Origin of the sequence: Pseudomonas sp. GD04015 (genome assembly GCF_029837675.1) — a bacterium.
Lineage (GTDB): Bacteria > Pseudomonadota > Gammaproteobacteria > Pseudomonadales > Pseudomonadaceae > Aquipseudomonas > Aquipseudomonas paralcaligenes.
Genome location: NZ_JAOEEE010000013.1, coordinates 76,280 through 101,856, shown reverse-complemented (window position 1 = coordinate 101,856; position 25,577 = coordinate 76,280). Strand labels below are relative to the sequence as shown.

The 25,577-nt window shown below is 66.7% G+C and carries 22 protein-coding genes; 11 read left to right on the top strand and 11 right to left on the bottom strand.

Annotated elements, in window-relative coordinates:
* Window positions 1–125: 125 nt before the first annotated feature.
* Complete coding sequence (locus tag N7640_RS13500) at window positions 126–2,714, bottom strand: glycosyltransferase (protein WP_279904348.1); 2,589 nt, start codon at window positions 2,712–2,714, stop codon at window positions 126–128.
* A gap of 194 nt (window positions 2,715–2,908) precedes the next feature.
* On the opposite strand from N7640_RS13500, the gene tcdA reads away from it, so the two are divergent.
* Window positions 2,909–3,715: a tRNA cyclic N6-threonylcarbamoyladenosine(37) synthase TcdA gene (tcdA, locus tag N7640_RS13495; protein ID WP_279904349.1), complete on the top strand. Its 807-nt coding sequence runs from the start codon at window positions 2,909–2,911 to the stop codon at window positions 3,713–3,715.
* Here the strand turns inward: tcdA and N7640_RS13490 are convergent.
* Window positions 3,705–4,487, bottom strand: coding sequence for a hypothetical protein (locus N7640_RS13490; protein WP_279904350.1), 783 nt, complete (start codon window positions 4,485–4,487; stop codon window positions 3,705–3,707). The genes tcdA and N7640_RS13490 overlap by 11 nt on opposite strands.
* 119 nt (window positions 4,488–4,606) lie before the next feature.
* Between N7640_RS13490 and N7640_RS13485 the strand changes: the two genes are divergently transcribed.
* Window positions 4,607–5,338 (top strand): helix-turn-helix transcriptional regulator, encoded by a 732-nt coding sequence (locus tag N7640_RS13485; protein ID WP_279904351.1) that lies wholly within the window; start codon window positions 4,607–4,609, stop codon window positions 5,336–5,338.
* On the opposite strand, the gene N7640_RS13480 is transcribed toward N7640_RS13485, so the two are convergent.
* The 9 genes from N7640_RS13480 to map form a co-directional block, all read right to left on the bottom strand.
* A complete protein-coding gene (locus N7640_RS13480) occupies window positions 5,335–5,742 on the bottom strand; it encodes a SufE family protein (RefSeq protein ID WP_279904352.1) in 408 nt (135 codons plus the stop codon). The genes N7640_RS13485 and N7640_RS13480 overlap by 4 nt on opposite strands.
* Before the next feature lie 88 nt (window positions 5,743–5,830).
* Window positions 5,831–7,039 carry a cysteine desulfurase gene (locus N7640_RS13475; protein ID WP_279904353.1) on the bottom strand — a complete coding sequence of 403 codons (1,209 nt, stop codon included), beginning with the start codon at window positions 7,037–7,039 and terminating at the stop codon, window positions 5,831–5,833.
* Window positions 7,036–8,277, bottom strand: coding sequence for a sodium/glutamate symporter (gltS, locus tag N7640_RS13470; protein WP_279904354.1), 1,242 nt, complete (start codon window positions 8,275–8,277; stop codon window positions 7,036–7,038). The genes N7640_RS13475 and gltS overlap by 4 nt, the downstream gene beginning before the upstream one ends.
* Window positions 8,278–8,320: 43 nt before the next feature.
* Entirely contained in the window at window positions 8,321–9,355 is a 1,035-nt protein-coding gene (gene dapD / locus N7640_RS13465; RefSeq protein WP_279904355.1) for a 2,3,4,5-tetrahydropyridine-2,6-dicarboxylate N-succinyltransferase, read from the bottom strand.
* Window positions 9,356–9,501: 146 nt separating this feature from the next.
* Window positions 9,502–10,182, bottom strand: coding sequence for a hypothetical protein (locus N7640_RS13460; RefSeq protein ID WP_279904356.1), 681 nt, complete (start codon window positions 10,180–10,182; stop codon window positions 9,502–9,504).
* 100 nt (window positions 10,183–10,282) lie between these two features.
* The gene (locus N7640_RS13455; protein ID WP_279904357.1) at window positions 10,283–10,630 is read right to left on the bottom strand and encodes an ArsC family reductase; all 348 of its coding nucleotides are present in this window, start codon (window positions 10,628–10,630) and stop codon (window positions 10,283–10,285) included.
* 157 nt (window positions 10,631–10,787) lie between these two features.
* Window positions 10,788–11,981, bottom strand: coding sequence for a succinyldiaminopimelate transaminase (gene dapC, locus N7640_RS13450; RefSeq protein WP_279904358.1), 1,194 nt, complete (start codon window positions 11,979–11,981; stop codon window positions 10,788–10,790).
* A 31-nt stretch (window positions 11,982–12,012) separates the two neighbouring features.
* The gene (locus N7640_RS13445) at window positions 12,013–14,715 is read right to left on the bottom strand and encodes a [protein-PII] uridylyltransferase (RefSeq protein ID WP_279904359.1); all 2,703 of its coding nucleotides are present in this window, start codon (window positions 14,713–14,715) and stop codon (window positions 12,013–12,015) included.
* A gap of 27 nt (window positions 14,716–14,742) precedes the next feature.
* Window positions 14,743–15,543, bottom strand: a complete 801-nt coding sequence (map, locus tag N7640_RS13440) for a type I methionyl aminopeptidase (RefSeq protein ID WP_220814844.1) — start codon at window positions 15,541–15,543, stop codon at window positions 14,743–14,745.
* A 253-nt stretch (window positions 15,544–15,796) separates the two neighbouring features.
* Between map and rpsB the strand changes: the two genes are divergently transcribed.
* The 9 genes from rpsB (at window position 15,797) to bamA (ending at window position 25,577) form a co-directional block, all read left to right on the top strand.
* Entirely contained in the window at window positions 15,797–16,537 is a 741-nt protein-coding gene (rpsB, locus tag N7640_RS13435) for a 30S ribosomal protein S2 (RefSeq protein ID WP_043306949.1), read from the top strand.
* Window positions 16,538–16,671: 134 nt separating this feature from the next.
* Window positions 16,672–17,535, top strand: a complete 864-nt coding sequence (tsf, locus tag N7640_RS13430) for a translation elongation factor Ts (RefSeq protein WP_220814845.1) — start codon at window positions 16,672–16,674, stop codon at window positions 17,533–17,535.
* Between the two features lie 152 nt (window positions 17,536–17,687).
* Window positions 17,688–18,431, top strand: a complete 744-nt coding sequence (gene pyrH / locus N7640_RS13425) for a UMP kinase (RefSeq protein WP_220814846.1) — start codon at window positions 17,688–17,690, stop codon at window positions 18,429–18,431.
* Window positions 18,428–18,985 carry a ribosome recycling factor gene (gene frr / locus N7640_RS13420; protein ID WP_220814847.1) on the top strand — a complete coding sequence of 186 codons (558 nt, stop codon included), beginning with the start codon at window positions 18,428–18,430 and terminating at the stop codon, window positions 18,983–18,985. The genes pyrH and frr overlap by 4 nt, the downstream gene beginning before the upstream one ends.
* 1 nt (window position 18,986) lies before the next feature.
* Window positions 18,987–19,745: a polyprenyl diphosphate synthase gene (uppS, locus tag N7640_RS13415; protein WP_279904360.1), complete on the top strand. Its 759-nt coding sequence runs from the start codon at window positions 18,987–18,989 to the stop codon at window positions 19,743–19,745.
* Window positions 19,739–20,554, top strand: a complete 816-nt coding sequence (locus N7640_RS13410) for a phosphatidate cytidylyltransferase (protein WP_279904361.1) — start codon at window positions 19,739–19,741, stop codon at window positions 20,552–20,554. Before uppS ends, N7640_RS13410 begins: the two co-directional genes overlap by 7 nt.
* Complete coding sequence (ispC, locus tag N7640_RS13405) at window positions 20,551–21,741, top strand: 1-deoxy-D-xylulose-5-phosphate reductoisomerase (RefSeq protein WP_279904362.1); 1,191 nt, start codon at window positions 20,551–20,553, stop codon at window positions 21,739–21,741. The genes N7640_RS13410 and ispC overlap by 4 nt, the downstream gene beginning before the upstream one ends.
* A 20-nt stretch (window positions 21,742–21,761) precedes the next feature.
* Window positions 21,762–23,114 (top strand): sigma E protease regulator RseP, encoded by a 1,353-nt coding sequence (gene rseP, locus N7640_RS13400; protein WP_279904363.1) that lies wholly within the window; start codon window positions 21,762–21,764, stop codon window positions 23,112–23,114.
* A 75-nt stretch (window positions 23,115–23,189) separates the two neighbouring features.
* The gene (gene bamA, locus N7640_RS13395) at window positions 23,190–25,577 is read left to right on the top strand and encodes an outer membrane protein assembly factor BamA (protein WP_279904364.1); all 2,388 of its coding nucleotides are present in this window, start codon (window positions 23,190–23,192) and stop codon (window positions 25,575–25,577) included.

Here is a 25,577-nt window from a genome sequence, read left to right as displayed (position 1 = left end):
GTTTCGGTGAGCGGGCGCACGCCAGAGCGACGAGAAAGCTCTTGTGGGAGACCACGCTTTGGCCGGCACCTATCGCGGCCAAGGCCGCTCCCACCATGGCATCGACCCACCACCGTCGAGGTGGGCTATGCGGTTTGCGCGGCTTCTTCCCCGGCTGGCCTGGGCAGGGAGGAGAGCAGGGCCATCAGCAGCGCCGCCAGGTACGGCAGGGACTGCACCAGCAGGGTGGCGACCCAGAACTTCACGTCGGCGTTGCCGATGTCCTGGGCGAAGGCGATGCCGATGGCCGCGCCCCACAGCAGGAGCATGATGAACACTTCCTCACGGGCCTCTGCCAGGGCCACGAGGATGCCGTGGTTGCTGGCCATCTTCGGCGTGCGGAAGAACGGGATGGTCTTGGTGAACGCCCCGTAGAGCACCGCCTTGGCGATGGTGTGCGACAGCGCCAGGCCGGCGATGGCCGCCTGGAACGAGCGCGCCAGGTCCACGCCCACGGCCTTGCGGTAGAGGAACATGATCTTGCCGAACTTGAAGAAGAACAGCGCCAGCGGCGGGATGGCGAAGATCATCAGCGGCGGGTCGACCCGGTTGGGCACGATGATCATGGCCGCCGACCAGAGCAGCGCGCCGACGGTGAAGAAGATGTTCAGGCCGTCGGCGATCCACGGCAGCCAGCCGGCGATGAAGTGGTAGCGCTGGCCGCGAGTCAGCTCCGAGCCCTGGCCACGGAACAGGCTGCGGGCGTGGCCCTTCATGATCTGGATGGCGCCGTAGGCCCAGCGGAAGCGCTGCTTCTTGTAGTCGATGAAAGTGTCGGGCATCAGGCCACGGCCGAAGCTCTCGTGGGCGTAGGCCGCCGAGTAGCCCTTCTCGAACACGCGCAGGCCCAGCTCGGCATCTTCGCAGATGGTCCAGTCGGCCCACTTCAGCTCGTCCATCACGCTGCGCCGGATCATGGTCATGGTGCCGTGCTGGATGATCGCGTTGCGGTCGTTGCGGGTGACCATGCCGATGTGGAAGAAGCCCTTGTATTCGGCGTAGCAGAGCTTCTTGAAGGTGTTCTCGTCGCCGTCGCGGTAGTCCTGCGGCGACTGCACCACGGCGATCTTCGGGTCGGCGAAGTGCGGCACCATGTGCTTGAGCCAGTTGCGGTCGACGCAGTAGTCGGAGTCGATCACCGCGATCACTTCGGCATCCGGCGCGGTGTGCGGCAGGATATAGTTCAGCGCGCCGCCCTTGAAGCCCTCGATGGGCGCCACGTGGAAGAAGCGGAAGCGCGGGCCGAGCTGCTGGCAGTAAGCTTCTACCGGCTCCCACACCTTCGGGTCCTTGGTGTTGTTGTCGATGATGATGACTTCGAAGTCCGGGTAGTCCATGGCCGCCAGGGCGTCCAGGGTCTGCTTCACCATCTCCGGCGGCTCGTTGTAGCAGGGCACGTGGATCGACACCTTGGGCCGGTAGGCGGTGTCGGCGATCACCGGCAGGAACGGCCGGCGGCGCTTGCGCACCCAGGCGGTCTCGGCCAGTTCGTGGGCCTCGGTGAGCAGGACGATGAACACGCCCAGTGCACCGATGCCGAGCAGGCAGCCCACGGTCAGGCTGAACCAGGTGCTGTACTGCTGGCTGTAGTCGTAGGCGATCCACACCAGGGCGGAGCCGCCGACGAAGGCGACGAAGGTGAGGAAGGTGCGGCCGCGCTGGCGTAGCGAACTGCCGTCGATCAGCATCAGCGCCAGGGCCAGCAGGCCCATCACCACCGAAGCCACGGCCAGCAGGCGCCACTGGGGAATGGCGATCACCGGGCCCTCGAAGGCGAACTTGGGCTGTCGGTCCAGGTTGTAGACGCCCCAGTAGGCGCCCACCGAGCCCTCGTCGCTGGCCTTCCACGGCTGGTCGAAGGCCTCGATGACGAAATAGTTGTAGCCCTTGGCATTCAGCGCGTTGACCAGGGTGCGCAGGTAGATGGCCTGGTCCGCCTGGTCGGCCTCGGCGCCGCCACGGGTGCGGCCGTTGCTCGGCCAGCCCACCTCGGAGAGCAGCAGCGGCTTCTTCGGGAACAGCCGGCGCATGTCCTTGGCGCGTTCGAGGACGAAGTCGGTGGAGTCCTCCATCGGCACGAACTCCCAGTAGGGCAGAACGTGGGCGGCGATCAGGTCGACGTGGTCGGCCAACTCAGGGTATTCCTGCCAGATGTGCCACTGCTCGGAGGTGGTGACGGGCACCTTGACCGCCGCGCGCACCCGGTCGATGTAGGCGATCAGGTCCTTGACCTTGATCTCGCTGCGGAACAGTGCCTCGTTGCCGACCGCCACCCGCACCACGCTGCGCGAGTTGTTGGCGATCTCGATGGCCTTGGCGATCTCGCGCTCGTTGCGCTCCAGGTCGGTGCCGATCCAGATGCCCAGCGTCACCCGCAGGCCGAACTCCTCGGCGAGGAGCGGGATGTGCTCCAGCGTGCCGTCCACCGAGTAGGTGCGGATGCTGTCGGTGTGCTGGCTCAGCAGCTCCAGGTCGGCGCGCATCTGGGCGTCGTCGGGGTAGATGTTCTGCTGCGGGTTCTGCCCGGCGCGGAAGGGCGAGTAGGAGAAGCCGGAGATCTGCTCCGGCCATTCCGGGGCGCTGACCGGGCGGTTGTAGAGTGCCCAGAGGCCGGTGAACAGGGCGGCGATCGCCACGATGACCACCAGGTTGATTCCGAGTTTGCGCGTTGGCATGGCTGTTTGGGGGTTCCGCGAAAAGGAACTGGAGAAGGCCGGCGAACGCCGGATGGCGCGCATGCTACTCCGCGCCATCCGGACTGTATAGCGCAGCCGATGGTCGCTCATTGGGCCGCCGCTGGCCCGATGGGTTCCGCCCGGATGCGCCGCGCGCGGCTTATAATGCCGGCCGGATTTCCAGGGGATGCGAGATGACGGATGAACAGCGCTTCGGCGGCATAGCCCGGCTGTACGGGCGCGAGGGGCTGGAGCGCCTGGCGGCGGCGCACGTGGCGGTGGTGGGCATCGGCGGCGTCGGCTCCTGGGCGGCGGAGGCGCTGGCCCGCTCCGGGGTGGGCGAGATTTCGCTGTTCGATCTGGACGACGTGTGCATCACCAACACCAACCGCCAGGTGCACGCCATCGAAGGTGCCGTGGGCAAGGCCAAGGTCGACGAGATGGCGGCGCGCATCCGCGCGATCAATCCGGCGTGCGTGGTGCACGCGGTGGCCGACTTTGTCACCCGCGAGACCATGGCCGAGTACATCACCGAGCAGCTCGACGGGGTCATCGACTGCATCGACAGCGTGGCGGCCAAGGCCGCGCTGATCGCCTGGTGCAAGCGGCGCAAGATCCAGATCGTCACCACCGGCGGCGCCGGCGGGCAGGTCGACCCCACGCAGATCCAGGTCGCCGACCTCAACAAGACTTTCAACGATCCGCTGGCGGCCAAGGTGCGTTCCACCCTGCGCCGCGACTACAACTTCTCCCGCACGCCGGGGCGCAGCTACAGCGTGCCTTGCGTGTTCTCCACCGAGCAGCTGCGCTACCCGAAGCCGGACGGCACCGTGTGCCAGGCCAAGGGCTTCGTCGGCGAAGGGGTCAGGCTGGACTGCGCCGGCGGCTTCGGCGCGGTGATGATGGTCACCGCCAGCTTCGGCATGGCCGCCGCCGCGCGCATCGTCGACAAGCTGGTGGCCGGCACCCGCCGGCCTTCGGAGCGCCGGCCTAGCGCCTGAGCAGAAGTCCGGGCAGCCGCCCGGCCTTGCGGGCCGGCTGGCAGCCGATCAGCGGTAACAGCACCGGCAGCACGGCGAGCCCGGCCAGCAGGTGCTTGACGCTATGCCCCGAGAGCAGCTCGCCGCTGAGCTGGAACAGGTAGCCGTCGCCCAGCTCGAACAGCTTGGCCAGGCCATACCAGGCGACGCACAGCCCCAGCCTGAAGCCATGGCCGCCACGTACCGGGCGGGCGACGGCGAGCAGCGCCAGGAGCAGCATGCCGCCGCCCTGCAGCACGACCCAGGGCAGCAGGTCGCCCTGGCTCCACCACACCCACAGGCCGGCCGCGCCGCCGGCCAGCACGCCGAACGAAGTCATGCCGCCGGCGGCCAGGCCCATGCGGTCCGCGGTCGCCAGGCCGAGCACGCCGGCGAACAGCACCAGCATGCCGAGGCGATCGTAGAGCAGCCCGCCGTCGGTGGGCGCCAGGTGATAGGCGGCGGAGCCGAGGAAGGTGGTCAGCAGCCCCAGGCTCAGCAGCAGGCCGAGGCCGCGCCAGCGCGCGTTGGCGATGCGCGGCAGGCGGGCCAGACCGAGCAGGCCGAGCAGCAGAAAGGGCAGATTGCTGAGCACGTCCATGGCGCAGGGAATGCCGAGCAGGGCGCGCTGGTCGGCGAAGGCGTGGTAGTGCTCCGGCTGCTGCACGGCGGGGCCGAAGAGGGCGATGAGCGCCAGGCTGAGGCCGAACAGGGCGAGCGGGAGAGGCAAGTGGCGTGGCGGGGTGGCGGTCATCGGTCTGCTCCATCAGGTCGGTTGCGATGGCGGCAGTCTGTTTCCGGGGTGGCGAAAAGTCTCTCTTGGGTATGCTGGGTGGCGTATAACTGGCCATCTGGTTCACTCAGGCGATACCCATGGGCGCGACCATCGATCTGGTAGACATCATTAAGCGCGAGCTGAAGGCTCGTCAGCTCACCTACGCGGACCTGGCGCGGGAGCTGGGCATGTCCGAATCCAACGTCAAGCGCATGCTCGCCAGGGCGGACATGCCGCTGTCGCGGGTAGATGCCATTTGCCGCGTGCTGCAGCTGGACTTCGCCGACCTGGCCCGCCAGGTGGTGGAGGCGCAGCCGCTGCTGGGCCGGCTGAGCCTGGAACAGGAGCAGGCCGTGGTGGCGGACGAGCAACTGCTGCTGGTGGCGATCTGCGTGCTCAGCCAGTGGACCTTCGAACAGATCGTCTCCACCTACCGCCTGAGTGACGCCGAGGCGGTGCGTGCGCTGATCCGCCTGGACCGGCTCGGGGTGATAGAACTCAAGCCGCTGAACCGTTACCGGCTGAAGCTGGCCAAGACCTTCCGCTGGCAGCCGGATGGCCCGGTGATGCGCTACTTCCGCAAACAGGCGCTACAGGACTACTACGCCGGCCACTTCGCCGGCGACGACGAGGGCCTGCTGCTGGTGCACGGGCGGATCAGCCGGGCGCTGGCGCCGTCCTTCGTGGAGCGCCTGCAGCGGGTGGCGCAGGAATTCGCCCAGCAGCACCTGGCCGACCAGAAGCTGGCCTCGCACGAGCGCGAGGGCTACACCCTGGTGCTGGCGATGCGGCGCTGGGAGTTCGCTCTGTTCGAGGCGATGCGTCGCTAGCCAGCGGCCAGCTCGCGCATGCGCAGCAGCACGGCGTTCAGGCCGTTGCTGCGCGAGGGCGACAGTTGGCGGGAGAGGCCGAGCCGGGCGAACCAGTCGACCAGGTCGAGGCGCTGCAGCTCGGCATCGTCCAGGCCTTCGACCCGCGCCAGCAGCACGGCCAGCAGGCCGCGGATCAGGCGGGCGTCGCTGGCGGCGCGGAAGCGCCAGGTGGCGCCGTCGCGCTCGCCCACCAGCCAGACCTGGCTCTCGCAGCCGCTGACCCGGTTGGCCTCGTTGCGCTCGTCCTCGCCCAGCGGCGTCAGACGCTCGCCCCACTGCATCAATAGGCGCGCGCGCTGCTCCCAGCCGGGGCAGGCGGAGAAGGCCTCCAGGGCTTGCTGGGCAGCGTCCGGCAGACTCATGGACACACCCTTGTGGGAGCGGCTTCAGTCGCGAAAGCAGATGATGCCGAGGGTTCGCGGCTGAAGCCGCTCCCACGGGAATTGCGCTTCATCGCAGCAGCTCCAGGGCCTGGTCGAGGGCGGCGAAGAAGCGCTCCAAGTCGGCGCCATCGTTGTACAGGCCGAGGGACACGCGGATCGCGCCGCTCAGGCCCAGGCGCTTGAGCAGCGGCATGGCGCAGTGGTGGCCGGTGCGCACGGCGATGCCCTGGTCGGTCAGCAGGTGGGCCAGGTCGGCGCTGTGCACGCCGTCCACGGTGAAGCTGGCCAGGGCCAGCTGCGGCTCGCCGAGCAGGCGCACGCCGTCGCGGACGGCCAGGCCGGCGAGCAGTTCGGCGTGCAGCGCGGCTTCGTGGCGGGCGACGGCGGCGGCGTCCAAGCCGGCCAAGTAGGTCAGCGTCGCGCCCAGGGCGATGACGCCGGAGATCGGTGGCGTGCCGGCCTCGAAGCCCAGCGGCGCGGCGCGGAAGCGGGATTCCTCGTAGTCGGCCTGCAACACCATCTCGCCGCCGAACTGCCAGTGGCGCAGCCGCTCCAGGGCCTCGCGCCGGCCGTGCAGCAGGCCGACGCCGTCCGGGCCGTAGAGCTTGTGGCTGGAGCAGACGTAGAAGTCGCAGCCCAGGGCCTGGATGTCGTGCCGGCCGTGAACCGCGCCCTGGGCGCCGTCGACCACGCTCAGCGCGCCCTGGGCGCGGGCGAGGGCGGCCAGCTCCCGCACCGGCTGCCAGCGGCCGAGCACGTTGGACAGTTGCGATACCGCAAGCAGGCGGGTGCGCGGGCCGATCAGCCCGGCGGCCCGTTCCAGGTCGATGGTGCCGGCGGCGTCCAGCGGCAGCACCACCAGCTCAAGGCTGCGGCGCAGCGCCAGCTGTTGCCAGGGCAGCAGGTTGGCGTGGTGTTCCAGGGCGCTGACGACGATCCGGTCGCCGGGCTGGAACAGGTGCTCCAGGCCGTAGGCGAGCAGGTTGAGGGATTCGGTGGCGCCACGGGTGAAGACGATCTCGTCGCGACTGGCCGCGTTCAGCCAGGCCGCGGCCTGGTCCCGGGTGGCCTCGAAGGCGCGGGTGGCGCGCTCGCCGGGCAGGTGCTGGGCGCGGTGCACGTTGGCCGCACCGCCGGCCAGGTGGCCGAGCAGGCCGTCGAGCATGACCCGGGGCTTCTGCGCGGTGGCGGCGCTGTCCAGGTAGGTCTGGCCTTCGGCGTCGAAGGCCGCCAGGGCCGGGAAGTCCTGGCGCCAGGGCGAAACGAGCGAACTCACAGGGTTACCAGCAGGTTGATGATCAGGGCGTTGACCAGATCGATGAAGAAGCCGCACACCAGCGGCACCAGGATGAAGGCCCGGTGCGCCGCGCCATATTGCTGGGTGACGGCGGTCATGTTGACGATGGCCGTCGCGGTCGAGCCCAGGGCGATGCCGCCGAAGCCGGAGCAGATCACGGCGGCCTCGTAGTCGCGGCCCATCAGGCGGAATACTACCAGCAGGGTGAAGGCCACGCACATCAGCACCTGCAGGCCGATCACCAGCAGGATCAGGCCGAGCAGCCCTTCCAGCTCCCACAGGCGCAGGCCCATCAGCGCCATGGTCAGGAACAGCCCCAGGCAGATGTCGGAAATCAGCGCCAGGCCGTCCTTGGCGTTGAGCCAGCTGCTGGCCCGGGCCGTGCGCGGGCTGAGCAGGCGGCTGCGGAACAGCCAGCGCCGCAGCGGCGGCAGGCCGTTGCGCAGGGCGATGCCGGCCATCAGGCAACTGACGAACTCCGGCAGGGTCAGGCCGGTGCGGGCGAGCAGGCCGTGCAGGCCCTCGCCGATCAGCAGCGTCAGGTTGAGCCACATCCAGGCCCAGAGCACGCCGTAGTAGTCGAGCTTTGGGCGCTCCTCGGCGAAGCTCAGGCCGACGTCCAGCCGGGTCGTCTCCGGCGGCGGCAGGCGGTGGCGGGTCAGCAGGTAGCGGGCGATGGGGCCGCCGATCAGGCAGGCCGCGATTAGCCCCATGGTGTTGGCCGCGATGCCCAGTTCCAGGGCGTTGTCGATGCCGAGGCTGTCGATGAAGTAGGGCGACCAGGCCAGGGTGGTACCCACGCCGCCGGTCAGCGAGATGGAGCCGAGCATCAGCCCGGCCTTGGCGTCCAGCCCGAAGGCATCGGCCAGGCCCATGCCGAGCAGGTTCTGCGCGAGGATATAGGTGGTCGCCAAGGCCAGCAGGACGGTGAGCGCCCGTCCGCCCTTGAGCAGGGTCGAGAGGTCGGCGCGCAGCCCGATGGCGGCGAAGAAATACAGGAGCAGCAGGTCGCGCACTTCCAGTTCGAAGCGCGGCTGCAGGTCGAAACCGTAGTAGAGGATGGCGGTGGCGGCGGCGCAGATGAAGCCGCCGATCACCGACTCCGGGATGCTGTAGCGGCGCAACGGCTCGAAGGCGTGGGTGAGCGCCTTGCCGGCGAACAGCAGGAGGATCGCCAGGGTGAAGCTGACGAAGGCGGAGACGTCGAGTGTCTGCATGGCCGTGCATGGCGGGGCGGCCCGTGAGCCGCCCCGCCATGGATCAGTTGTGTGCGTGCAGGGACTCGTTCAGCTCGATGGCGGTGCGGTTGGTCTTGCACTCCACCGCGCCGGTCTGCGAGTTGCGGCGGAACAGCAGGTCTGGTTGGCCGGCCAGCTCGCGGGCCTTGACCACCCGCACCAGGTTGTTCTGGTCGTCGAGCAGGGCCACCTTGGTGCCGGCGGTGACGTACAGGCCGGACTCCACGGTGTTGCGGTCGCCCAGCGGGATGCCGATGCCGGCGTTGGCGCCGATCAGGCAGCCTTCGCCGACGCTGATGACGATGTTGCCGCCGCCGGACAGGGTGCCCATGGTCGAGCAGCCGCCGCCCAGGTCCGAGCCCTTGCCGACGAACACGCCGGCGGACACGCGGCCTTCGATCATACCGGGGCCCTCGGTGCCGCCGTTGAAGTTGACGAAGCCCTCGTGCATCACCGTGGTGCCCTCGCCGATGTAGGCGCCCAGGCGCACGCGGGCGCTATCGGCGATGCGCACGCCGGCCGGCACCACGTAGTCGGTCATCTTCGGGAACTTGTCCACCGAGAACACTTCCAGCAGCTCGCCCTTGAGGCGCGCTTCCAGCTGGCGCTCGCCCAGCTCGCCCAGGTCGACGGCGCCCTGGCTGGTCCAGGCCACGTTGGGCAGCAGCGGGAAGATGCCTGCCAGGTTCAGGCCGTGGGGCCGTGCCAGGCGGTGGGACAGCAGGTGCAGCTTGAGGTAGGCCTCGGGGGTGGAGGCCAGGGTCGCGTCTTCGGCCAGCAGGGTGGCGACCAGCGGCTTGTGGCTCTCGGCCAGGCGGGTGAGCAGGGCGGCCTGGGCGGCGTCCACGCCCTTGATCGCGGCGGCCAGCTCGGCGGCCTGGGTGGTGCTGATGGCGATGGCCTGGTTGCCGCCTGCGTAGCCCAGCTTCCCGGCGACCAGTGCGACCAGCTCGGCGGCCGGGTTCAGCAGCGGTTGCGCGTAGAAGACTTCCAGCCAGGCGCCCTGGCGGTTCTGGGTGCCGACACCGAAGGCCAGGCTGAACAGGGATTGCGACATGTGGGGATTCCTTGTGACAAGACGAATGGAGGGCAGGGGCGGCCATGCGCCGGCCCGGACTGCGAACCGGATTGTGTGGCGCGCAGTTTACAACTGTCCGGGCGTATTCCCGAGCCCCAATCGCTGCCGCATGTCTCCGCGGGCGTTCAGGCCACCTGGGTGAAGCGCGCGGACAGGTAGTCCAGGGCGTCGCGCTGCGCCTCGTTGAGGTTACCCTCGCGCTTGACCAGGCGGTTGGCCAGGCGCAGCAGCAGGTGCCGGGCGTCGCCGGTCAGGCGCTTGCCGAGGCGGCCGACCCAGGCGCGGTAGGCCTGGGCGCCGGCGCCGCGGATCGGCGTCAGGCGCTCGTCCAGCGCGGCGTCGCTGATGCGCTCGTCGCCGCTCAGGTGGCGACAGGTCTCGGCCAGGGCGGCGGTGACCTGCTCGGAGGTGTTGTCGCCGGCCTCCAGCAGATAGAGCAGCACGCGCAGTACGTCGTGCTGCTCGTTCATCAGGCAGTCGAGGGTGTAGTCCGGCGTGCTCATGTACAGACCGTGCAGGTACTCGTAGACATCCTCGACCGGCTGGCCGGTGCTCTCGTCGAAGCAGCTGTGGATGCGGTCGATGCGGAACTCGCGCACGGCGTCGCGCAGCCGGCAGTGGGCCAGGATGGTGGGGCCGAAGGCCAGGTTGGCGAACATGCGGGTATCGATCACCCGCTCGACCACGCTGCCGACGGTGTCTTCATAGCCGATGAGCAGCACGGCGGCGGCGGGCATGCCGATCTGCCGCCAGACTTCGGGCATGTCGCCGTGGCGCGTCGGGTCGTACTGGATGGAGGCGGACATGGGGGCTCCCTCTCGCTGGGTGGACGGGAGGGAACACTATCGAGTCGCGCCGGGAGCCCTATAGATCGAGATCAATGAATCGTCTCCCGGAGCTGGGCGGCTACTCGAGGGCGGCGGCGTAGAGGTCCGGCTTGAAGCCGACCAGCGTCCTGTTGCCGAGGTCCAGCACCGGGCGCTTGATCATCGAGGGCTGGGCCAGCATCAGCTCGATGGCCTTGTCCTGGTCCAGATCGGCTTTCTGCGCGTCGTCCAGCTTGCGGAAGGTGGTGCCGGCGCGGTTCAGCACGGTTTCCCAGCTATGCTCGGCGCACCATTTCTGCAGATTGGCGCGGTCGATGGCGGAGACCTTGTAGTCGTGGAAGTCGTAGGCGACGCCATGCTCGTCGAGCCAGGTGCGGGCCTTCTTCATGGTGTCGCAGGCCTTGATTCCGTAAAGAACGTAAGGCATTGATCCTCCTGGATATTATTTGGTTTTAGGATGCCCGTTGGGCAGCGCTGGAAGACGCGGGCGGGCTTTTCACATTCTTTTCACGTCCACCCGGTCAAGGTGACACCGTGATGCTCTCCCTACCCGGCCCCCGTGCCGGGTTTCTTTTGCCCGCTGATCAGCCCCGGATGAAGTCGCGAATGCGTTGCGCGGCCTCGATACATTCGGCCAGCGGCGCGACCAGCGCCATGCGCACGCGGCCTGCGCCCGGATTCTCGCCATTCACTTCGCGCGACAGATAGGAACCCGGCACCACGGTGACGTGCTCGCGGGCGAACAGTTCGCGGGTGAAGACGGTGTCGTCGCCCGGGGTGCGTGCCCACAGGTAGAAGCTGCCGTCCGGGCGCTGCACGTCCAGCACCGGTTGGAGGATTTCCAGCACGGCATCGTATTTCGCCCGGTACTGGTCGCGGTTGGCGCGCACGTGGGCCTCGTCCTGCCAGGCGGCGACGCTGGCCAGCTGGGTCTGCACCGGCATGGCGCAGCCGTGGTAGGTGCGGTACAGCAGGAAGGCCTTGAGGATGTCGGCGTCGCCAGCGACGAAGCCGGAGCGCAGGCCCGGCAGGTTGGAGCGCTTGGACAGGCTGTGGAACACCACGCAGCGCTTGAAGTCACGGCGGCCCAGTTCGGCGCAGGCGGTCAGCAGGCCGGGCGGCGGGTTGTCCTCGTCGAAATACAGCTCGCTGTAGCACTCGTCGGCGGCGATCACGAAGTCGTACTCGTCGGCCAGGGCGATCAGCTTCTTCAGCTGTTCCAGCGGCACCAGCGCGCCGGTGGGGTTGCCCGGCGAGCAGAGGAAGAGAATCTGGCAGCGCCGCCAGACGTCGGCCGGCACGGCGTCGAAGTCCGGGTTGAAGCCGTTGTCTTCCCGGCACGGCAGGTAGTGCGGCTCGGCGCCGGCGAGCAGGGCCGCGCCTTCGTAGATCTGGTAGAACGGGTTGGGGCTGACCACCAGGCCGCCTGCATCGCGCTGCACCACGGTCTGGGTGAAGGCGAACAGCGCCTCGCGGGTGCCGTTGACCGGCAGCACATGGCGGGCGGCGTCCAGCCAGCCGTTTGGCACGCCGAAGCGGCGTTCGCACCAGGCGGCGATGGCTTCGCGCAGGGACGGGATGCCCAGAGTGGTGGGATAGACGGCCAGCTGATCGAGATTGTCCGCCAGGGCCTTGGCGACGAAGTCCGGCGACTTGTGCTTGGGTTCGCCGATGGACAGGGCGATCGGCCGCTTGTCCGCCGGCGGGGTGATGCCGGCGAGCAGGGCGCGCAGTTTCTCGAAGGGGTAGGGCTGCAGCTGGGTCAGGGCGTGGTTCATGAGGTCTCTTTCTTGCGCGGTGCGGCCGGGTTCAGATGCTGATCGAGCCGAGGTCGAGGGTTTCGCCGTTGGCCTGGGACAGCTGCCGGATGATGGTGTCCTGCAGGTGGGCGCACAGTTCGGGGTCGGAGAGCGGCTGGTTGTTGGCGTCGGTGACGAAGAACACGTCCTCCACCCGCTCGCCGAGGGTGGCGATCTTGGCGTTCTGCAGCGACAGGTCGAAGTCGAGGAAGATCTTGCCGATCCGCGCCAGCAGGCCGGGGCGGTCCGGCGCGGTGATCTCCAGCACGGTGACCGGGCGCTGGGCGTCGTTGTGGATGGTCACCTGCGGGGCGAAGGCGAAGTGCTTGAGCTGGCGTGGCACCCGGCGCTGGATGATGGACGGGTAGTCGTCCGGGTTCTTCAGCGCCTCCACCAGGCCGTCGCGGATTTCCCGGATGCGCGCCGGGTTGTCGCCGATGCGGCCGCCGTCGGCGTCGAGGACGATGTAGGTGTCCAGGGTGAACTGGCTGGTGGAGGTGATCACCCGGGCGTCGTGGATGTTCAGGTTGAGCTGGTCCATGGCCGCCACGGTCACGGCGAAGAAGTCGTGCTGGTCCGGCGCGTAGATGAATATCTGGGTGGCGCCCTCGAACTCGCGCTGGGCGGTCTCCTTGATCAGCACCAGCGGGTCCTTGCCGGCCGGGTGCTGGAGGATGGCCTCGGTGTGCCAGGCCACGTCGCTGGCGGTGTGGCGCAGGAAGTAGTCGTCGCCAAGCTGGCTCCACAGCTGCTCGGCGTCGTCCTGGTCGATGCCGTTGCGCACTAGGATGTCGATGGCGGCGACCTGGGTGGCGCGGATCTGTTCCTCACGGTCCAGCGGGTTCTCCAGGCCGCGGCGCAGGGCGCGCTTGGTCTCGGTGTAGAGTTGGCGCAGCAGGCTGGCGCGCCAGGAGTTCCACAGGCTGGGGTTGGTGGCGTTGATGTCGGCCACGGTGAGCACGTAGAGGTAGTCGAGGCGGGTCTGGTCGCCGACCAGTTGGGCGAAGTCGAAGATCACCTGCGGGTCGGACAGGTCCTTGCGCTGGGCGGTGGTGGACATCACCAGGTGGTTTTGCACCAGCCAGACGATCAGCCGGCTGTCCCACAGCGGCAGCTGGTGGCGGGCACAGAAGGCTTCCGCATCCACCGCGCCGAGTTCAGAGTGGTCGCCGCCGCGGCCCTTGCCGATGTCGTGGTAGAGGCCGGCGATGTAGATCAGCTCGGGTTTGGGCAGCTTGTCGATGACCTTGCTGGCCAGCGGGTACTTCTCCGCCATCTCCGGCCACTTCAGCTTGCGCAGGTGCTTGATCAGATTGAGGGTGTGGGCGTCGACCGTATAGATGTGGAACAGGTCGTGCTGCATCTGCCCGACGATGTGGCCGAACTCTGGCAGGTAGCGGCCGAGGATGCCGTAGCGGTTCATCCGCCGCAGGTTGCGGTGGATGCCCTGGGGCGACTTGAACAGCTCGATGAACAGGCTGGTGTTGCGGATGTCGCGGCGGAACTCGTCGTCGATCAGGTAGCGGCTGTCGCGCAGCAGGCGGATGGTGTCCGCGCGCACGCCCTTCAGTTCGGGGTGCTGGGCCAGCAGCACGAACACCTCGAGGATGGCGAATGGCGTGCGCTTGAAGACATTGGCGTGGGCCACCTCGATGTAGCCGTCGCGGACCTGGAAGCGGCTGTTCAGCGGCTGTGCCACGCCGCTTCCGCCACCGCGCAGCAGCACGTCCTCGAAATGCTGGTTGATCAGGTCGGACAGTTCGGCGACGCCCATCACCACCCGGTAGTACTTCTGCATGAAGCGCTCGACGGCCAGCTTGCCGTCGCCGTCCTCGAAGCCGAGCAGGCCGGCGATCCTGCGCTGGTGATCGAACAGCAGGCGGTCCTCGGCGCGGCCGGCCAGCATGTGCAGGGCGTAGCGCACTTTCCACAGGAATTCCTGGGCCGAGGCCAGCATGCTGTACTCGCTGTCGACCAGGAAGCCCTGCTGCACCAGGGAATGCAGGTTGAGGCTGCCGAACTGGCGGCGGGCGACCCAGAGGATGGTCTGGATGTCGCGCAGGCCGCCGGGGGAGCCCTTCACGTTGGGCTCCAGGTTGTACTCGGTGTCGTTGTACTTGGCGTGGCGCGCCTTGGCTTCGCGGCGCTTGGCGATGAAGAATTCGCTGCTCGGCCACATCCGCTGCGGGCTGGTGACCTCCTGCATGCGCAGGCGCAGGCGCTCGGGGCCGGCGATGGTGCGGCTCTCCATCAGGTTGGTGACCACCGTCAGGTCGGCGCGCGCCTCCTCGGCGCATTCGTCGACGCTGCGCACGCTCTGGCCGACTTCCAGGCCGATGTCCCAGAGCAGGGTCAGGAAGCCCTCGATGGGCTCGCGGAAGGTCTCGTGGTCGGCGCTGTCCAGCAGGATCAGCAGGTCGATGTCGGAATTGGGGTGCAGTTCACCACGACCGTAGCCGCCGACCGCCAGCAGGGCGATGTCGGCGTCCTCGCTCCAGTCGAAGCGCTTCCACGCCTCCCGGAGGATCTGGTCGACGAACCAGGCGCGGTCCTCGACCAGGCGGCGGATGTCGCGCCCCTCGCGAAAGCGCTCGTCGAGCACCTCGCGCGCCTGCTTGATGGCCTTCTTGAAGGCCGAGATGGGACTGGACTTGAGCGCCAGTTCCGCCTGGAACTGGCCGTGGTCGAACAACTCCGGGTCCATCTGGGGCATGCGCACCTACCTTCTATATACGTGGGCTCAGGCGGAGGTGCGCGGCAGGGTGTCGTCGCGGCGCAGGGTGAGAATCTCGTAGCCGTCCGCGGTGACCAGCACGGTGTGCTCCCACTGGGCGGAGAGCTTGCGGTCCTTGGTGATGGCGGTCCAGCCGTCGCCCAGCAGGCGGGTTTCCGGACGGCCCTGGTTGATCATCGGCTCGATGGTGAAGGTCATGCCTTCCTTGAGTTCCACACCGGTGCCGGCGCGACCGTAGTGCAGCACCTGGGGCTCCTCGTGGAAGATCGCGCCGATGCCGTGGCCGCAGTATTCGCGGACCACCGAGAAGCCGTTCTTCTCGGCGTGCTTCTGGATCACCTCGCCGATGTCGCCCAGGCGCGCGCCCGGGCGGACCAGTTGGATGCCCTTGTACATGCATTCCTGGGTGACCTGGGCCAGGCGCTGGGCCCACTCCGGTACCTTGCCGACCATGAACATCTTGCTGGTGTCGCCGTGGTAGCCGTCCTTGATCACGGTGACGTCGATGTTCAGCACGTCGCCGTCCTTCAGCGGCTTGTCGTTGGGGATGCCGTGGCAGACCACGTGGTTGATCGAGGTGCAGATCGACTTGGGGAAGCCCGGGCGGCCCGGTGCGGCGCCGTAGTTGAGCGGGGCGGGGATGGCCTTCTGCACGTTGACGATATGGTCGTGGCAGATGCGGTCGATTTCCTCGGTGGTGACGCCCGGCCTGACGTGTTCGCCGATCATCTCCAGCACTTCGGCGGCCAGGCGGCCGGCCACGCGCATCTTTTCGATCTCTTCGGGCGTCTTGATGGTCACGGTCATGCGATATCTCTCGGCGCCGATGGCGCTAGGCAAATCAGGGAAGGGGGCGATTCTAACAAAGAAAGCCGCCCGGCGCGGCAAAGTGGGGTTCGGCTAGCCTGTGGACGCAGACTGTGGTATAAAACGCGCCGCTTTACGGGCAGTAGGCCCGCAGAGCCTAACCCGCACACGTATCGACACGATTTCCTGGGTGCCCGCAAGGGTTGGAGATTGGGATGCGTGGAGGCCTAACCCGACTTATCAAGGAACTATCATGTCCCAAGTCAATATGCGCGATATGCTGAAGGCCGGTGTGCACTTCGGCCACCAGACCCGTTACTGGAACCCGAAAATGGGCAAGTTCATTTTCGGCGCGCGCAACAAGATCCACATCATCAACCTGGAAAAGACCCTTCCGATGTTCAATGACGCTCTGTCGTTCGTCGAGAAGCTGGCTTCCGGTAAAAACAAGATTCTGTTCGTCGGCACCAAGCGTTCCGCTGGCAAGATCGTCGCCGAAGAAGCTGCGCGCTGCGGCTCTCCGTACGTCGATCACCGCTGGCTCGGCGGCATGCTGACCAACTTCAAGACCATCCGTGCTTCGATCAAGCGCCTGCGCGAGCTGGAAACCCAGTCCCAGGACGGCACCTTCGCCAAGCTGACCAAGAAAGAAGCCCTGATGCGCTCCCGTGATCTGGAAAAACTGGATCGCAGCCTGGGCGGCATCAAGGACATGGGCGGCCTGCCGGACGCGCTGTTCGTGATCGACGTCGACCACGAGCGTATCGCCATCACCGAAGCCAACAAGCTGGGCATCCCGGTCATCGGCATCGTCGATACCAACAGCAGCCCGGAAGGCGTTGACTACATCATCCCGGGTAACGACGACGCCATCCGCGCCATCCAGCTGTACATGGGTGCCATGGCCGACGCCGTGATCCGTGGTCGTGGCAACTCCGCTGGCGGCACCGACGAGTTCGTCGAAGAAGCCGCCTCCGAGGCCAGCGAAGGCTGATAACGGGAGCGAGCATCCCGTTGCGCGAGAAGGGGGCTAGGCCCCCTTTTTGCCTCTTGCGAATTTTGTCGCAAATTTTGTGCCCGGCGTGGCCGGGTTGAATGGTTGAACACCACTTCAAGAGGATTGTGAACATGGCAGAAATCACTGCAGCCCTGGTTAAAGAACTGCGCGAGCGTACCGGCCAAGGCATGATGGAGTGCAAGAAGGCCCTGGTTGCCGCCGAGGGCGACATCGAGAAGGCCATCGACGACATGCGCGCCTCCGGTGCCATCAAGGCCGCCAAGAAGGCCGGCAACATCGCCGCCGAAGGCGCCATCGCCGCTCGTGTGGAAGGTGGTCGCGGCCTGCTGATCGAAGTCAACTCGCAGACCGACTTCCTGGCCCTGCAGGACGACTTCAAGGCCTTCGTCAAGGAGAGCCTGGACGAAGCCTTCGAGCAGAAGCTGACCGACGCCGCCCCGCTGATCGCTTCCCGCGAATCCGCCCGTGAGGCCCTGGTTGCCAAGTGCGGCGAGAACGTCAACATCCGTCGCTTGACCGCCGTCGAAGGCGAAGTCGTGGGCTCCTACCTGCACGGCCATCGCATCGGCGTGCTGGTCGTCCTGAAGGGCGGCACCGAGGAGCTGGCCAAGCACGTCGCCATGCACGTCGCCGCTTCCAACCCGGCCGTACTGAGCCCGTCCGACGTTTCCGAGGAACTGGTTGCCAAGGAAAAGGAAATCTTCCTGCAGCTGAACGCCGACAAGATCGCCGGCAAGCCGGAGAACATCGTCGAGAACATGGTCAAGGGCCGTATCGCCAAGTTCCTGGCCGAAGCCAGCTTGGTCGAGCAAGCCTTCGTCATGGACCCGGAAGTCAAGGTCGGCGACCTGGTCAAGAAGGCCGGTGCCGAGATCGTTTCCTTCACCCGCTATGAAGTGGGCGAGGGCATCGAGAAGGCTGAGTCCGACTTCGCTGCCGAAGTAGCTGCCCAGGTAGCCGCTGCCAAGCAGTAAGACGGTTCTACACTGTCGCATCGAAGAGGCTGCCCGCTCGCGCGTGCAGCCTCTTTTGCAAAGTGCGGGGCCATCCCGCACCAATTCTCCGGGCAGCGGTCTGACTGCCGGGTAGAATAAGCAGCCAAATAACGCCGCAGGAGAGATACGCAATGGCTCAGCAGGTGAGTGGTCGTCAACCTCGCTATAAACGCATTCTGCTCAAACTAAGCGGCGAGGCCCTGATGGGCTCGGAAGAATTCGGCATCGATCCCAAGGTGCTCGATCGCATGGCGCTGGAGGTCGGCCAGCTGGTCGGCATCGGCGTGCAGGTCGGCCTGGTGATCGGCGGCGGCAACCTGTTCCGCGGCGCGGCGCTGTCCGCCGCCGGCATGGATCGGGTTACCGGCGATCACATGGGCATGCTGGCCACCGTGATGAACGCCCTGGCCATGCGCGACGCCCTGGAACGCTCGAACATCCCGGCGCTGGTGATGTCGGCCATCTCCATGGTCGGCGTGACCGACCACTACGATCGCCGCAAGGCCGTGCGCCACCTGTCCACCGGCGAGGTGGTGATCTTCGCCGCCGGCACCGGCAACCCGTTCTTCACCACCGACTCGGCGGCCTGCCTGCGCGCCATCGAGATCGACGCCGACCTGGTGCTGAAAGCCACCAAGGTCGATGGCGTGTACACTGCCGACCCCTTCAAGGACCCCAACGCGGAGAAATTCGAGCGCCTGACCTATGACGAGGTGCTCGACCGCAAGCTGGGCGTGATGGACCTGACGGCCATCTGCCTGGTGCGCGACCACAAGATGCCGCTGCGGGTCTTCAATATGAACAAGCCTGGCGCCCTGTTGAACATCGTCGTGGGCGGCGGCGAAGGAACCCTGATCGAGGAGGATGCACAATGATCAACGAGATCAAGAAAGACGCCCAGGAGCGTATGAGCAAGTCCCTGGAGTCCCTGGGTCGTAACCTGGCTTCCATTCGTACTGGTCGTGCGCATCCGAGCATTCTGGATAGCGTCAAGGTCCCGGCCTACGGCAGCGACATGCCGCTGAACCAGGTTGCCGCGATCACTGTGGAAGATGCTCGCACACTGAAGATCGTTGCTCACGACAAGACCCTGAGCGCCGCGATCGAAAAGGCCATCATGACCTCCGATCTCGGGCTGAACCCGAGCAGCGCCGGTACCACTATCCGGGTACCGATGCCGGCTCTGACCGAAGAGACGCGCAGGGGCTACACCAAGCAGGCGCGCGGCGTTGCCGAGGATGCCAAGGTGGCCGTGCGCAACGTGCGTCGCGATGCCCTGGCCGAGCTGAAGAAGCTGTCCAAGGACAAGGAAATCAGCGAAGACGAAGAACGCCGCGCCGCCGACGAGGTGCAGAAGCTCACCGACAAGTTCGTCGCCGAAGTCGACAAGGCCCTGGAAGTCAAAGAAGCCGACTTGATGGCGGTGTGATGTGAGCAAGGCCAAGCAGGAAGCCCCGGCGGTAATACCTCGTCACGTGGCCATCATCATGGATGGCAACAACCGCTGGGCGAAGAAGCGCCTGCTGCCCGGCGTGGCCGGGCACAAGGCCGGCGTCGACGCCGTGCGAGCGGTCATCGAGGTGTGCGCCGAGGCCGGCGTCGAGGTGCTGACCCTGTTCGCCTTCTCCAGCGAGAACTGGCAGCGGCCGGCCGAGGAAGTCGGCGCGCTGATGGAGCTGTTCCTCAGCGCCCTGCGCCGCGAGGCGCGCAAGCTCAAGGAAAACGCCATCAGCCTGCGCATCATCGGTGACCGCTCGCGCTTCCATCCGGAGCTGCAGGCCGCCATGCGCGAGGCCGAGCTGCAGACCGCCGGCGAGAACCGCTTCGTCCTGCAGATCGCCGCCAACTACGGTGGCCAGTGGGACATCGCCCAGGCCGCCCAGCGGCTGGCGCGCGAGGTCCAGGCCGGCCACCTGCAGGCGGAGGACATCACCCCCGGCCTGCTGCAGGGCTGCCTGGCCACCGGCGACCTGCCGCTGCCGGACCTGTGCATCCGCACTGGCGGCGAGCACCGCATCAGCAACTTCCTGCTCTGGCAGCTCGCCTATTCCGAGCTGTACTTCTCCGACCTGTTCTGGCCGGACTTCAAGCACGAGGCCATGCGCAAGGCGCTGGCCGATTTCGCCAGCCGCCAGCGTCGCTTCGGCAAGACCAGCGAACAGGTGGAAGCCGAGGCCCGTCAATGCTGAAGCAGCGCATCATCACCGCTCTCATCCTGTTGCCCATCGCCCTGGGCGGGTTCTTCCTGCTCGAAGGTGTATGGTTCGCCCTGTTCATCGGTGCTGTGGTCAGCCTGGGCGCCTGGGAGTGGGCGCGCCTGGCGGGGCTGGAGGCGCAGCCGCAACGGGTGATCTACGCGGTCGTAGTGGCCGCCCTGTTGTTCGGCGCCTGGCAGGTGCCGGCGCTGGCGCCCTGGCTGCTCGGTGCCGCGGTGCTCTGGTGGCTGGCCGCGACCCTGCTGGTGCTGAGCTATCCCGACAGCAGCCGCTACTGGGGCGGGCTGCCCGGCAAGCTGCTGATCGGCCTGCTGATCCTGCTGCCGGCTTGGCAGGGGCTGGTGTTGCTCAAGCAATGGCCACAGGCCAATGCCCTGATCATCGCGGTGATGGTGCTGGTGTGGGCGGCCGACATCGGCGCCTATTTCTCCGGCAAGGCCTTCGGCAAGCGCAAGCTGGCGCCGCGGGTGAGCCCGGGCAAGAGCTGGGAAGGTTTCTACGGTGGCCTGGCCACCAGCCTGCTGATCACCCTGGTGGTCGGCCTGCAACAGGGCTGGCAGACCGGCAGCCTGCTGCTCGCCCTGGCCGGCGCTGCCCTGGTGGTGGCGGTCTCGGTGATCGGCGACCTGACCGAGAGCATGTTCAAGCGCCAGTCGGGTATCAAGGACAGCAGCAACCTGCTGCCGGGCCATGGCGGCGTGCTGGATCGGATCGACAGCCTCACCGCCGCCGTACCGGTGTTCGCCGTGCTGCTGTGGCTCGCGGGCTGGGGCGCACAGTGAGCCAACCGCAACGCATCGTGGTGCTGGGGGCGACGGGCTCGATCGGTCTGAGCACCCTGGACGTGATCGCCCGCCACCCGCAACGCTACCAGGCCTTCGCCCTGACCGGCTTCTCCCGCCTGGACGAGCTTGAACAGCTGTGTCTCAGGCATCGGCCCAGCTTCGCTGTGACCGCCGACGAAGGCAGTGCGCGCGTGCTGCAGGATGCCCTGCAGACCGCCGGCCTGGCGACCCGGGTGCTGGCGGGGGAGGGCGGGCTGTGCGAAGTGGCCGCTCATCCGGAGGCGGATGCGGTGATGGCCGCCATCGTCGGCGCTGCCGGCCTCAAGCCGACCCTGGCGGCGGTACGGGCGGGCAAGAAGGTGCTGCTGGCGAATAAAGAAGCGCTGGTGATGTCCGGCGACCTCTTCATGCAGGCGGTGCGCGAGCACGGCGCCACGCTGCTACCGATCGATAGCGAACACAATGCCATCTTCCAGTGCCTGCCCGGTGACCATGCCCGTGGCCTGGGCGCCGTGGGGGTGCGCCGTATCCTGCTGACCGCCTCCGGCGGTCCCTTCCGCGAGACGCCGCTGGCGGCGCTGGAACAGGTATCGCCCGAGCAGGCCTGCGCCCATCCGAACTGGTCCATGGGGCGCAAGATCTCGGTGGATTCGGCGAGCATGATGAACAAGGGGCTGGAGCTGATCGAGGCCTGCTGGCTGTTCGATGCGCGGCCCGATCAGGTGGAGGTGGTGATCCATCCGCAGAGCGTGATCCATTCCCTGGTCGACTACGTGGACGGTTCGGTGCTGGCCCAGTTGGGCAACCCGGACATGCGCACGCCGATCGCCAATGCGCTGGCGTGGCCGGAGCGCATCGACTCCGGCGTGGCGCCGCTGGACCTGTTCGCGGTGGCGCGCCTGGACTTCCAGCATCCCGACGAGCAACGCTTCCCCTGCCTGCGTCTGGCCCGGCAGGCGGCCGAGGCCGGTGGCTGTGCGCCGGCCCGGATGAATGCGGCGAACGAGGTGGCGGTGGCGGCGTTTCTCGAACGGCGCATCCGTTTCCCCGAGATCGCGGGTATCATCGAGGACGTTCTGAATCGCGACGCCCCGGCGCGGGTCGAGGACCTGGATGCCGTGCTGGCGGCAGATGCCAGGGCCCGGGCCCTGGCAGTCGACTGGTTGAATCGCCACGGGCGCTGAGCGGCCCGGAGGAAAGTGGAATGAGCGCGTTGTACATGTTCTTCGGCACCCTGATCGCGCTCGGGGTGCTGGTGACCTTTCACGAATTCGGCCACTTCTGGGTGGCGCGGCGCTGTGGCGTCAAGGTGCTGCGCTTCTCGGTGGGCTTCGGCACGCCGCTGGTGCGCTGGCATGATCGCCACGGCACCGAGTTCATGGTGGCCGCCATCCCGCTGGGCGGCTACGTGAAGATGCTCGACGAGCGCGAGGGCGACGTGCCGTTCGAGCAGCTCGACCAGGCCTTCAACCGCAAGTCGGTCCGCCAGCGCATCGCCATCGTCGCGGCCGGCCCCATCGCCAACTTCCTGCTCGCCATCCTGTTCTTCTGGGTCATCGCCCTGCTGGGCACCCAGCAGGTGCGGCCGGTGATCGGCCAGGTCCAGCCGGACAGCATGGCGGCGACGGCGGGGCTGCGCGCCGGCCAGGAGATCGTGTCGGTGGACGGCGAGAACACGCCCGGCTGGTCGGCGGTCAATCTGCGCCTGGTCCGCCGGCTCGGCGAGAGCGGCGTGGTCCAGCTGCAGGTGCGTGACCAGGGCTCGTCCCTGGTCGCCGAACGCCAGCTGGTGCTGCGTGACTGGCTGCGCGGCGTCGATGAACCCGATCCGCTCGCGTCCCTGGGCATCACGCCCTGGCGGCCGGCGGTCGAACCCGTGGTCAACGAACTCGATCCGGAAGGGCCTGCCGGGAAGGCGGGCGTGCGCCTGGGCGATCGCCTTCTGGCGCTGAACGAGCAGAAGCTGGATGAATGGCAACAGGTGGTGGACTGGCTGCGCACCCGGCCCGAAGAGCGGGTGACCCTGCGCCTGCAGCGCGGTGACGAGCAGCTCGAGTTGCCCATCACGCTGGGCGCGCGGGGCGAGGGCGAGGCCCGGGGTGGCTACCTGGGGGTAGGGGTCAAGGGAGGGGAGTGGCCGGAGCAGATGCTGCGCGAAGTCAGCTTCGGTCCGCTCGACGGGGTCACCGAAAGCCTGCGTCGCACCTGGGGCATGACGGTTCTAACCCTTGATTCGCTGAAGAAAATGCTGTTCGGCGAGCTGTCGGTAAAAAACTTGAGTGGGCCGATAACCATTGCTAAAGTGGCGGGCGCTTCGGCTCAGTCGGGCGTGACGGACTTCCTCAATTTCCTCGCCTACCTGAGCATTAGCCTGGGGGTTCTCAATTTGCTCCCCATCCCGGTGCTGGATGGCGGGCATTTGCTGTTTTACCTGGCCGAGTGGGTGCGTGGTCGCCCGCTGTCCGAACGGGTACAGGGTTGGGGCATTCAGATCGGTATCAGTCTGGTGCTTGGGGTGATGTTGCTGGCCCTGGTCAACGATCTGAGCCGTCTGTAATCGAATAGCTGAATTCCGAATCTGCCGCGTATCGCGGCAGTTTCTTTATTATCAGTTGGAATAAGAAAGGACTTCATGAAACGTCTGCTGCTACCTGCGGTCCTCGCCGCTCTGATGATCGCCGAAGTTCACGCCGAGTCCTTCACAGTCACCGACATCCGCGTCAACGGCCTGCAGCGGGTATCCGCCGGTAGCCTGTTCGGTGCGCTGCCGCTCAATGTCGGTGACCAGGTCGACGACCGCCGACTGGTAGATGCCACCCGCGCCCTGTTCAAGACCGGCTTCTTCCAGGACATCCAGCTCGGCCGCGAAGGCGACGTGCTGGTGATCAACGTGATCGAGCGTCCTTCGATTTCCACCATCGAGATCGAAGGCAACAAGGCGATCGCCACCGAAGACCTGATGAAGGGCCTGCAGCAGTCCGGTCTGGCCGAAGGCGAGATCTTCCAGCGCGCCACGCTCGAGGGCGTACGCAACGAGCTGCTGCGCCAGTACGTGGCCCAGGGCCGCTACTCCGCCGAGATCGAGGCCGAGGTGATTCCCCAGCCGCGCAACCGCGTGGCCCTGAAGATCACCATCAACGAAGGCTCGGTCGCCGCCATCCAGCACATCAACGTGGTGGGCAACAGCGTATTCCCGGACGAGGACCTCACCGCCCTGTTCGAGCTGAAGACCACCAACTGGCTGTCCTTCTTCAAGAACGACGACAAGTACGCCCGCGAGAAGCTGTCCGGCGACCTGGAGCGCCTGCGTTCCTACTACCTGGACCGCGGCTACATCAACATGGATATCTCCTCCACCCAGGTATCCATCACCCCGGACAAGAAGCACGTCTACATCACCGTCAACGTTGAGGAAGGCGAGAAGTTCAGCGTCAGCGAAGTCAAGCTTTCCGGTGACCTGAAGGTGCCGCAGGAAGAAGTCGAGAAGCTGCTGCTGGTCCAGGAAGGGCAGGTGTTCTCGCGCAAGGTGATGACCACCACCTCCGAGCTGATCACCCGCCGTCTCGGCAACGAGGGCTACACCTTCGCCAACGTCAACGGTGTGCCGCAGCCCAACGACGCCGACAAGACCGTCGCCATCACCTTCATGGTCGACCCGGGCAAGCGTGCCTACGTCAACCGCATCAATTTCCGCGGCAACACCAAGACCGAGGACGAGGTGCTGCGTCGCGAGATGCGCCAGATGGAAGGCGGCTGGGCCTCGACCTACCTGATCGACCAGTCCAAGACCCGCCTGGAGCGCCTGGGCTTCTTCAAGGAAGTCAACGTCGAGACCCCGCAGGTGCCCGGCACCGACGACCAGGTCGACGTCAACTACACCGTGGAAGAGCAGCCGTCCGGCTCGATCACCGCCAGCATCGGCTTCGCCCAGAATGCGGGCCTGATCCTCGGCGGCTCGATCAGCCAGAACAACTTCCTAGGTACCGGTAACAAGGTCAGTGTCGGCCTGACCCGCTCCGAATACCAGACCCGCTACAACTTCGGCTTCGTCGACCCCTACTGGACCGTCGACGGTGTGAGCCTGGGCTACAACGCCTTCTACCGCACCACCGACTACGACGATCTCGATGTCGATGTCTCCAGCTACTCGGTGGACAGCATGGGCGCCGGTGTGAGCATCGGCTACCCGATCAGCGAGACTTCGCGCCTGACCTACGGTCTGACCATCCAGCAGGACAGCATCGACGCGGGCCGCTACACGGTCGACGAGATCATCGACTTCATGAACCAGGAAGGCGACAACTACCTGAACCTGAAGGCGTCCATCGGCTGGTCCGAATCGACCCTGAACCGCGGCGTACTGGCTACCCGTGGCCATTCCCAGAGCCTGGTGCTGGAAAGCACCGTGCCGGGCAGCGACCTGTCGTTCTTCAAGCTCGACTACCGTGGCCAGCTGTTCACGCCGATCAGCGACAACTACACCCTGCGCTTCCATACCGAACTCGGCTATGGCGACTCCTACGGCTCGACCTCGGAACTGCCGTTCTACGAGCACTACTTCGCCGGCGGCTTCAACTCGGTACGTGGCTTCGAGGACAGCAGCCTAGGCCCGCGTAGTACCCCAAGCGTGGTGCGTAACTCGAAAAACGAGATCGTATACGACGTTCCCGACCAGTACGGCCGCTACACCGACCCGGACCAGGACCCGCTCCCCTTCGGTGGCAACGTGCTGGTCCAGGGTGGCGTGGAGCTGCTGTTCCCCCTGCCGTTCGTCAAGGACCAGCGCTCCCTGCGTACCTCGCTGTTCTGGGACGTGGGTAACGTGTACGACACCTCCTGCGCGTCCTCTTCGCCGAGCTGCAACAACATCGACTTCGGCGACCTGGCCAGCTCGGTGGGTGTGGGCGTGACCTGGATCACCGCTCTCGGGCCGCTGAGCTTCAGCCTGGCGGCGCCGATCAAGAAGCCGGAAAACGCGGACACCCAGGTCTTCCAATTCTCCCTGGGCCAAACTTTCTAA

What these genes read in the sequence shown, in the direction of transcription:
- N7640_RS13500 (WP_279904348.1), bottom strand. Translation starts at nt 2,714, where the DNA reads ATGCCAACGCGCAAACTCGGAATCAACCTGGTGGTCATCGTGGCGATC.
- tcdA (WP_279904349.1), top strand. Translation starts at nt 2,909, where the DNA reads ATGACGGATGAACAGCGCTTCGGCGGCATAGCCCGGCTGTACGGGCGC.
- N7640_RS13490 (WP_279904350.1), bottom strand. Translation starts at nt 4,487, where the DNA reads ATGACCGCCACCCCGCCACGCCACTTGCCTCTCCCGCTCGCCCTGTTC.
- N7640_RS13485 (WP_279904351.1), top strand. Translation starts at nt 4,607, where the DNA reads ATGGGCGCGACCATCGATCTGGTAGACATCATTAAGCGCGAGCTGAAG.
- N7640_RS13480 (WP_279904352.1), bottom strand. Translation starts at nt 5,742, where the DNA reads ATGAGTCTGCCGGACGCTGCCCAGCAAGCCCTGGAGGCCTTCTCCGCC.
- gltS (WP_279904354.1), bottom strand. Translation starts at nt 8,277, where the DNA reads ATGCAGACACTCGACGTCTCCGCCTTCGTCAGCTTCACCCTGGCGATC.
- dapD (WP_279904355.1), bottom strand. Translation starts at nt 9,355, where the DNA reads ATGTCGCAATCCCTGTTCAGCCTGGCCTTCGGTGTCGGCACCCAGAAC.
- N7640_RS13460 (WP_279904356.1), bottom strand. Translation starts at nt 10,182, where the DNA reads ATGTCCGCCTCCATCCAGTACGACCCGACGCGCCACGGCGACATGCCC.
- N7640_RS13455 (WP_279904357.1), bottom strand. Translation starts at nt 10,630, where the DNA reads ATGCCTTACGTTCTTTACGGAATCAAGGCCTGCGACACCATGAAGAAG.
- dapC (WP_279904358.1), bottom strand. Translation starts at nt 11,981, where the DNA reads ATGAACCACGCCCTGACCCAGCTGCAGCCCTACCCCTTCGAGAAACTG.
- N7640_RS13445 (WP_279904359.1), bottom strand. Translation starts at nt 14,715, where the DNA reads ATGCCCCAGATGGACCCGGAGTTGTTCGACCACGGCCAGTTCCAGGCG.
- map (WP_220814844.1), bottom strand. Translation starts at nt 15,543, where the DNA reads ATGACCGTGACCATCAAGACGCCCGAAGAGATCGAAAAGATGCGCGTG.
- rpsB (WP_043306949.1), top strand. Translation starts at nt 15,797, where the DNA reads ATGTCCCAAGTCAATATGCGCGATATGCTGAAGGCCGGTGTGCACTTC.
- tsf (WP_220814845.1), top strand. Translation starts at nt 16,672, where the DNA reads ATGGCAGAAATCACTGCAGCCCTGGTTAAAGAACTGCGCGAGCGTACC.
- pyrH (WP_220814846.1), top strand. Translation starts at nt 17,688, where the DNA reads ATGGCTCAGCAGGTGAGTGGTCGTCAACCTCGCTATAAACGCATTCTG.
- frr (WP_220814847.1), top strand. Translation starts at nt 18,428, where the DNA reads ATGATCAACGAGATCAAGAAAGACGCCCAGGAGCGTATGAGCAAGTCC.
- N7640_RS13410 (WP_279904361.1), top strand. Translation starts at nt 19,739, where the DNA reads ATGCTGAAGCAGCGCATCATCACCGCTCTCATCCTGTTGCCCATCGCC.
- rseP (WP_279904363.1), top strand. Translation starts at nt 21,762, where the DNA reads ATGAGCGCGTTGTACATGTTCTTCGGCACCCTGATCGCGCTCGGGGTG.
- bamA (WP_279904364.1), top strand. Translation starts at nt 23,190, where the DNA reads ATGAAACGTCTGCTGCTACCTGCGGTCCTCGCCGCTCTGATGATCGCC.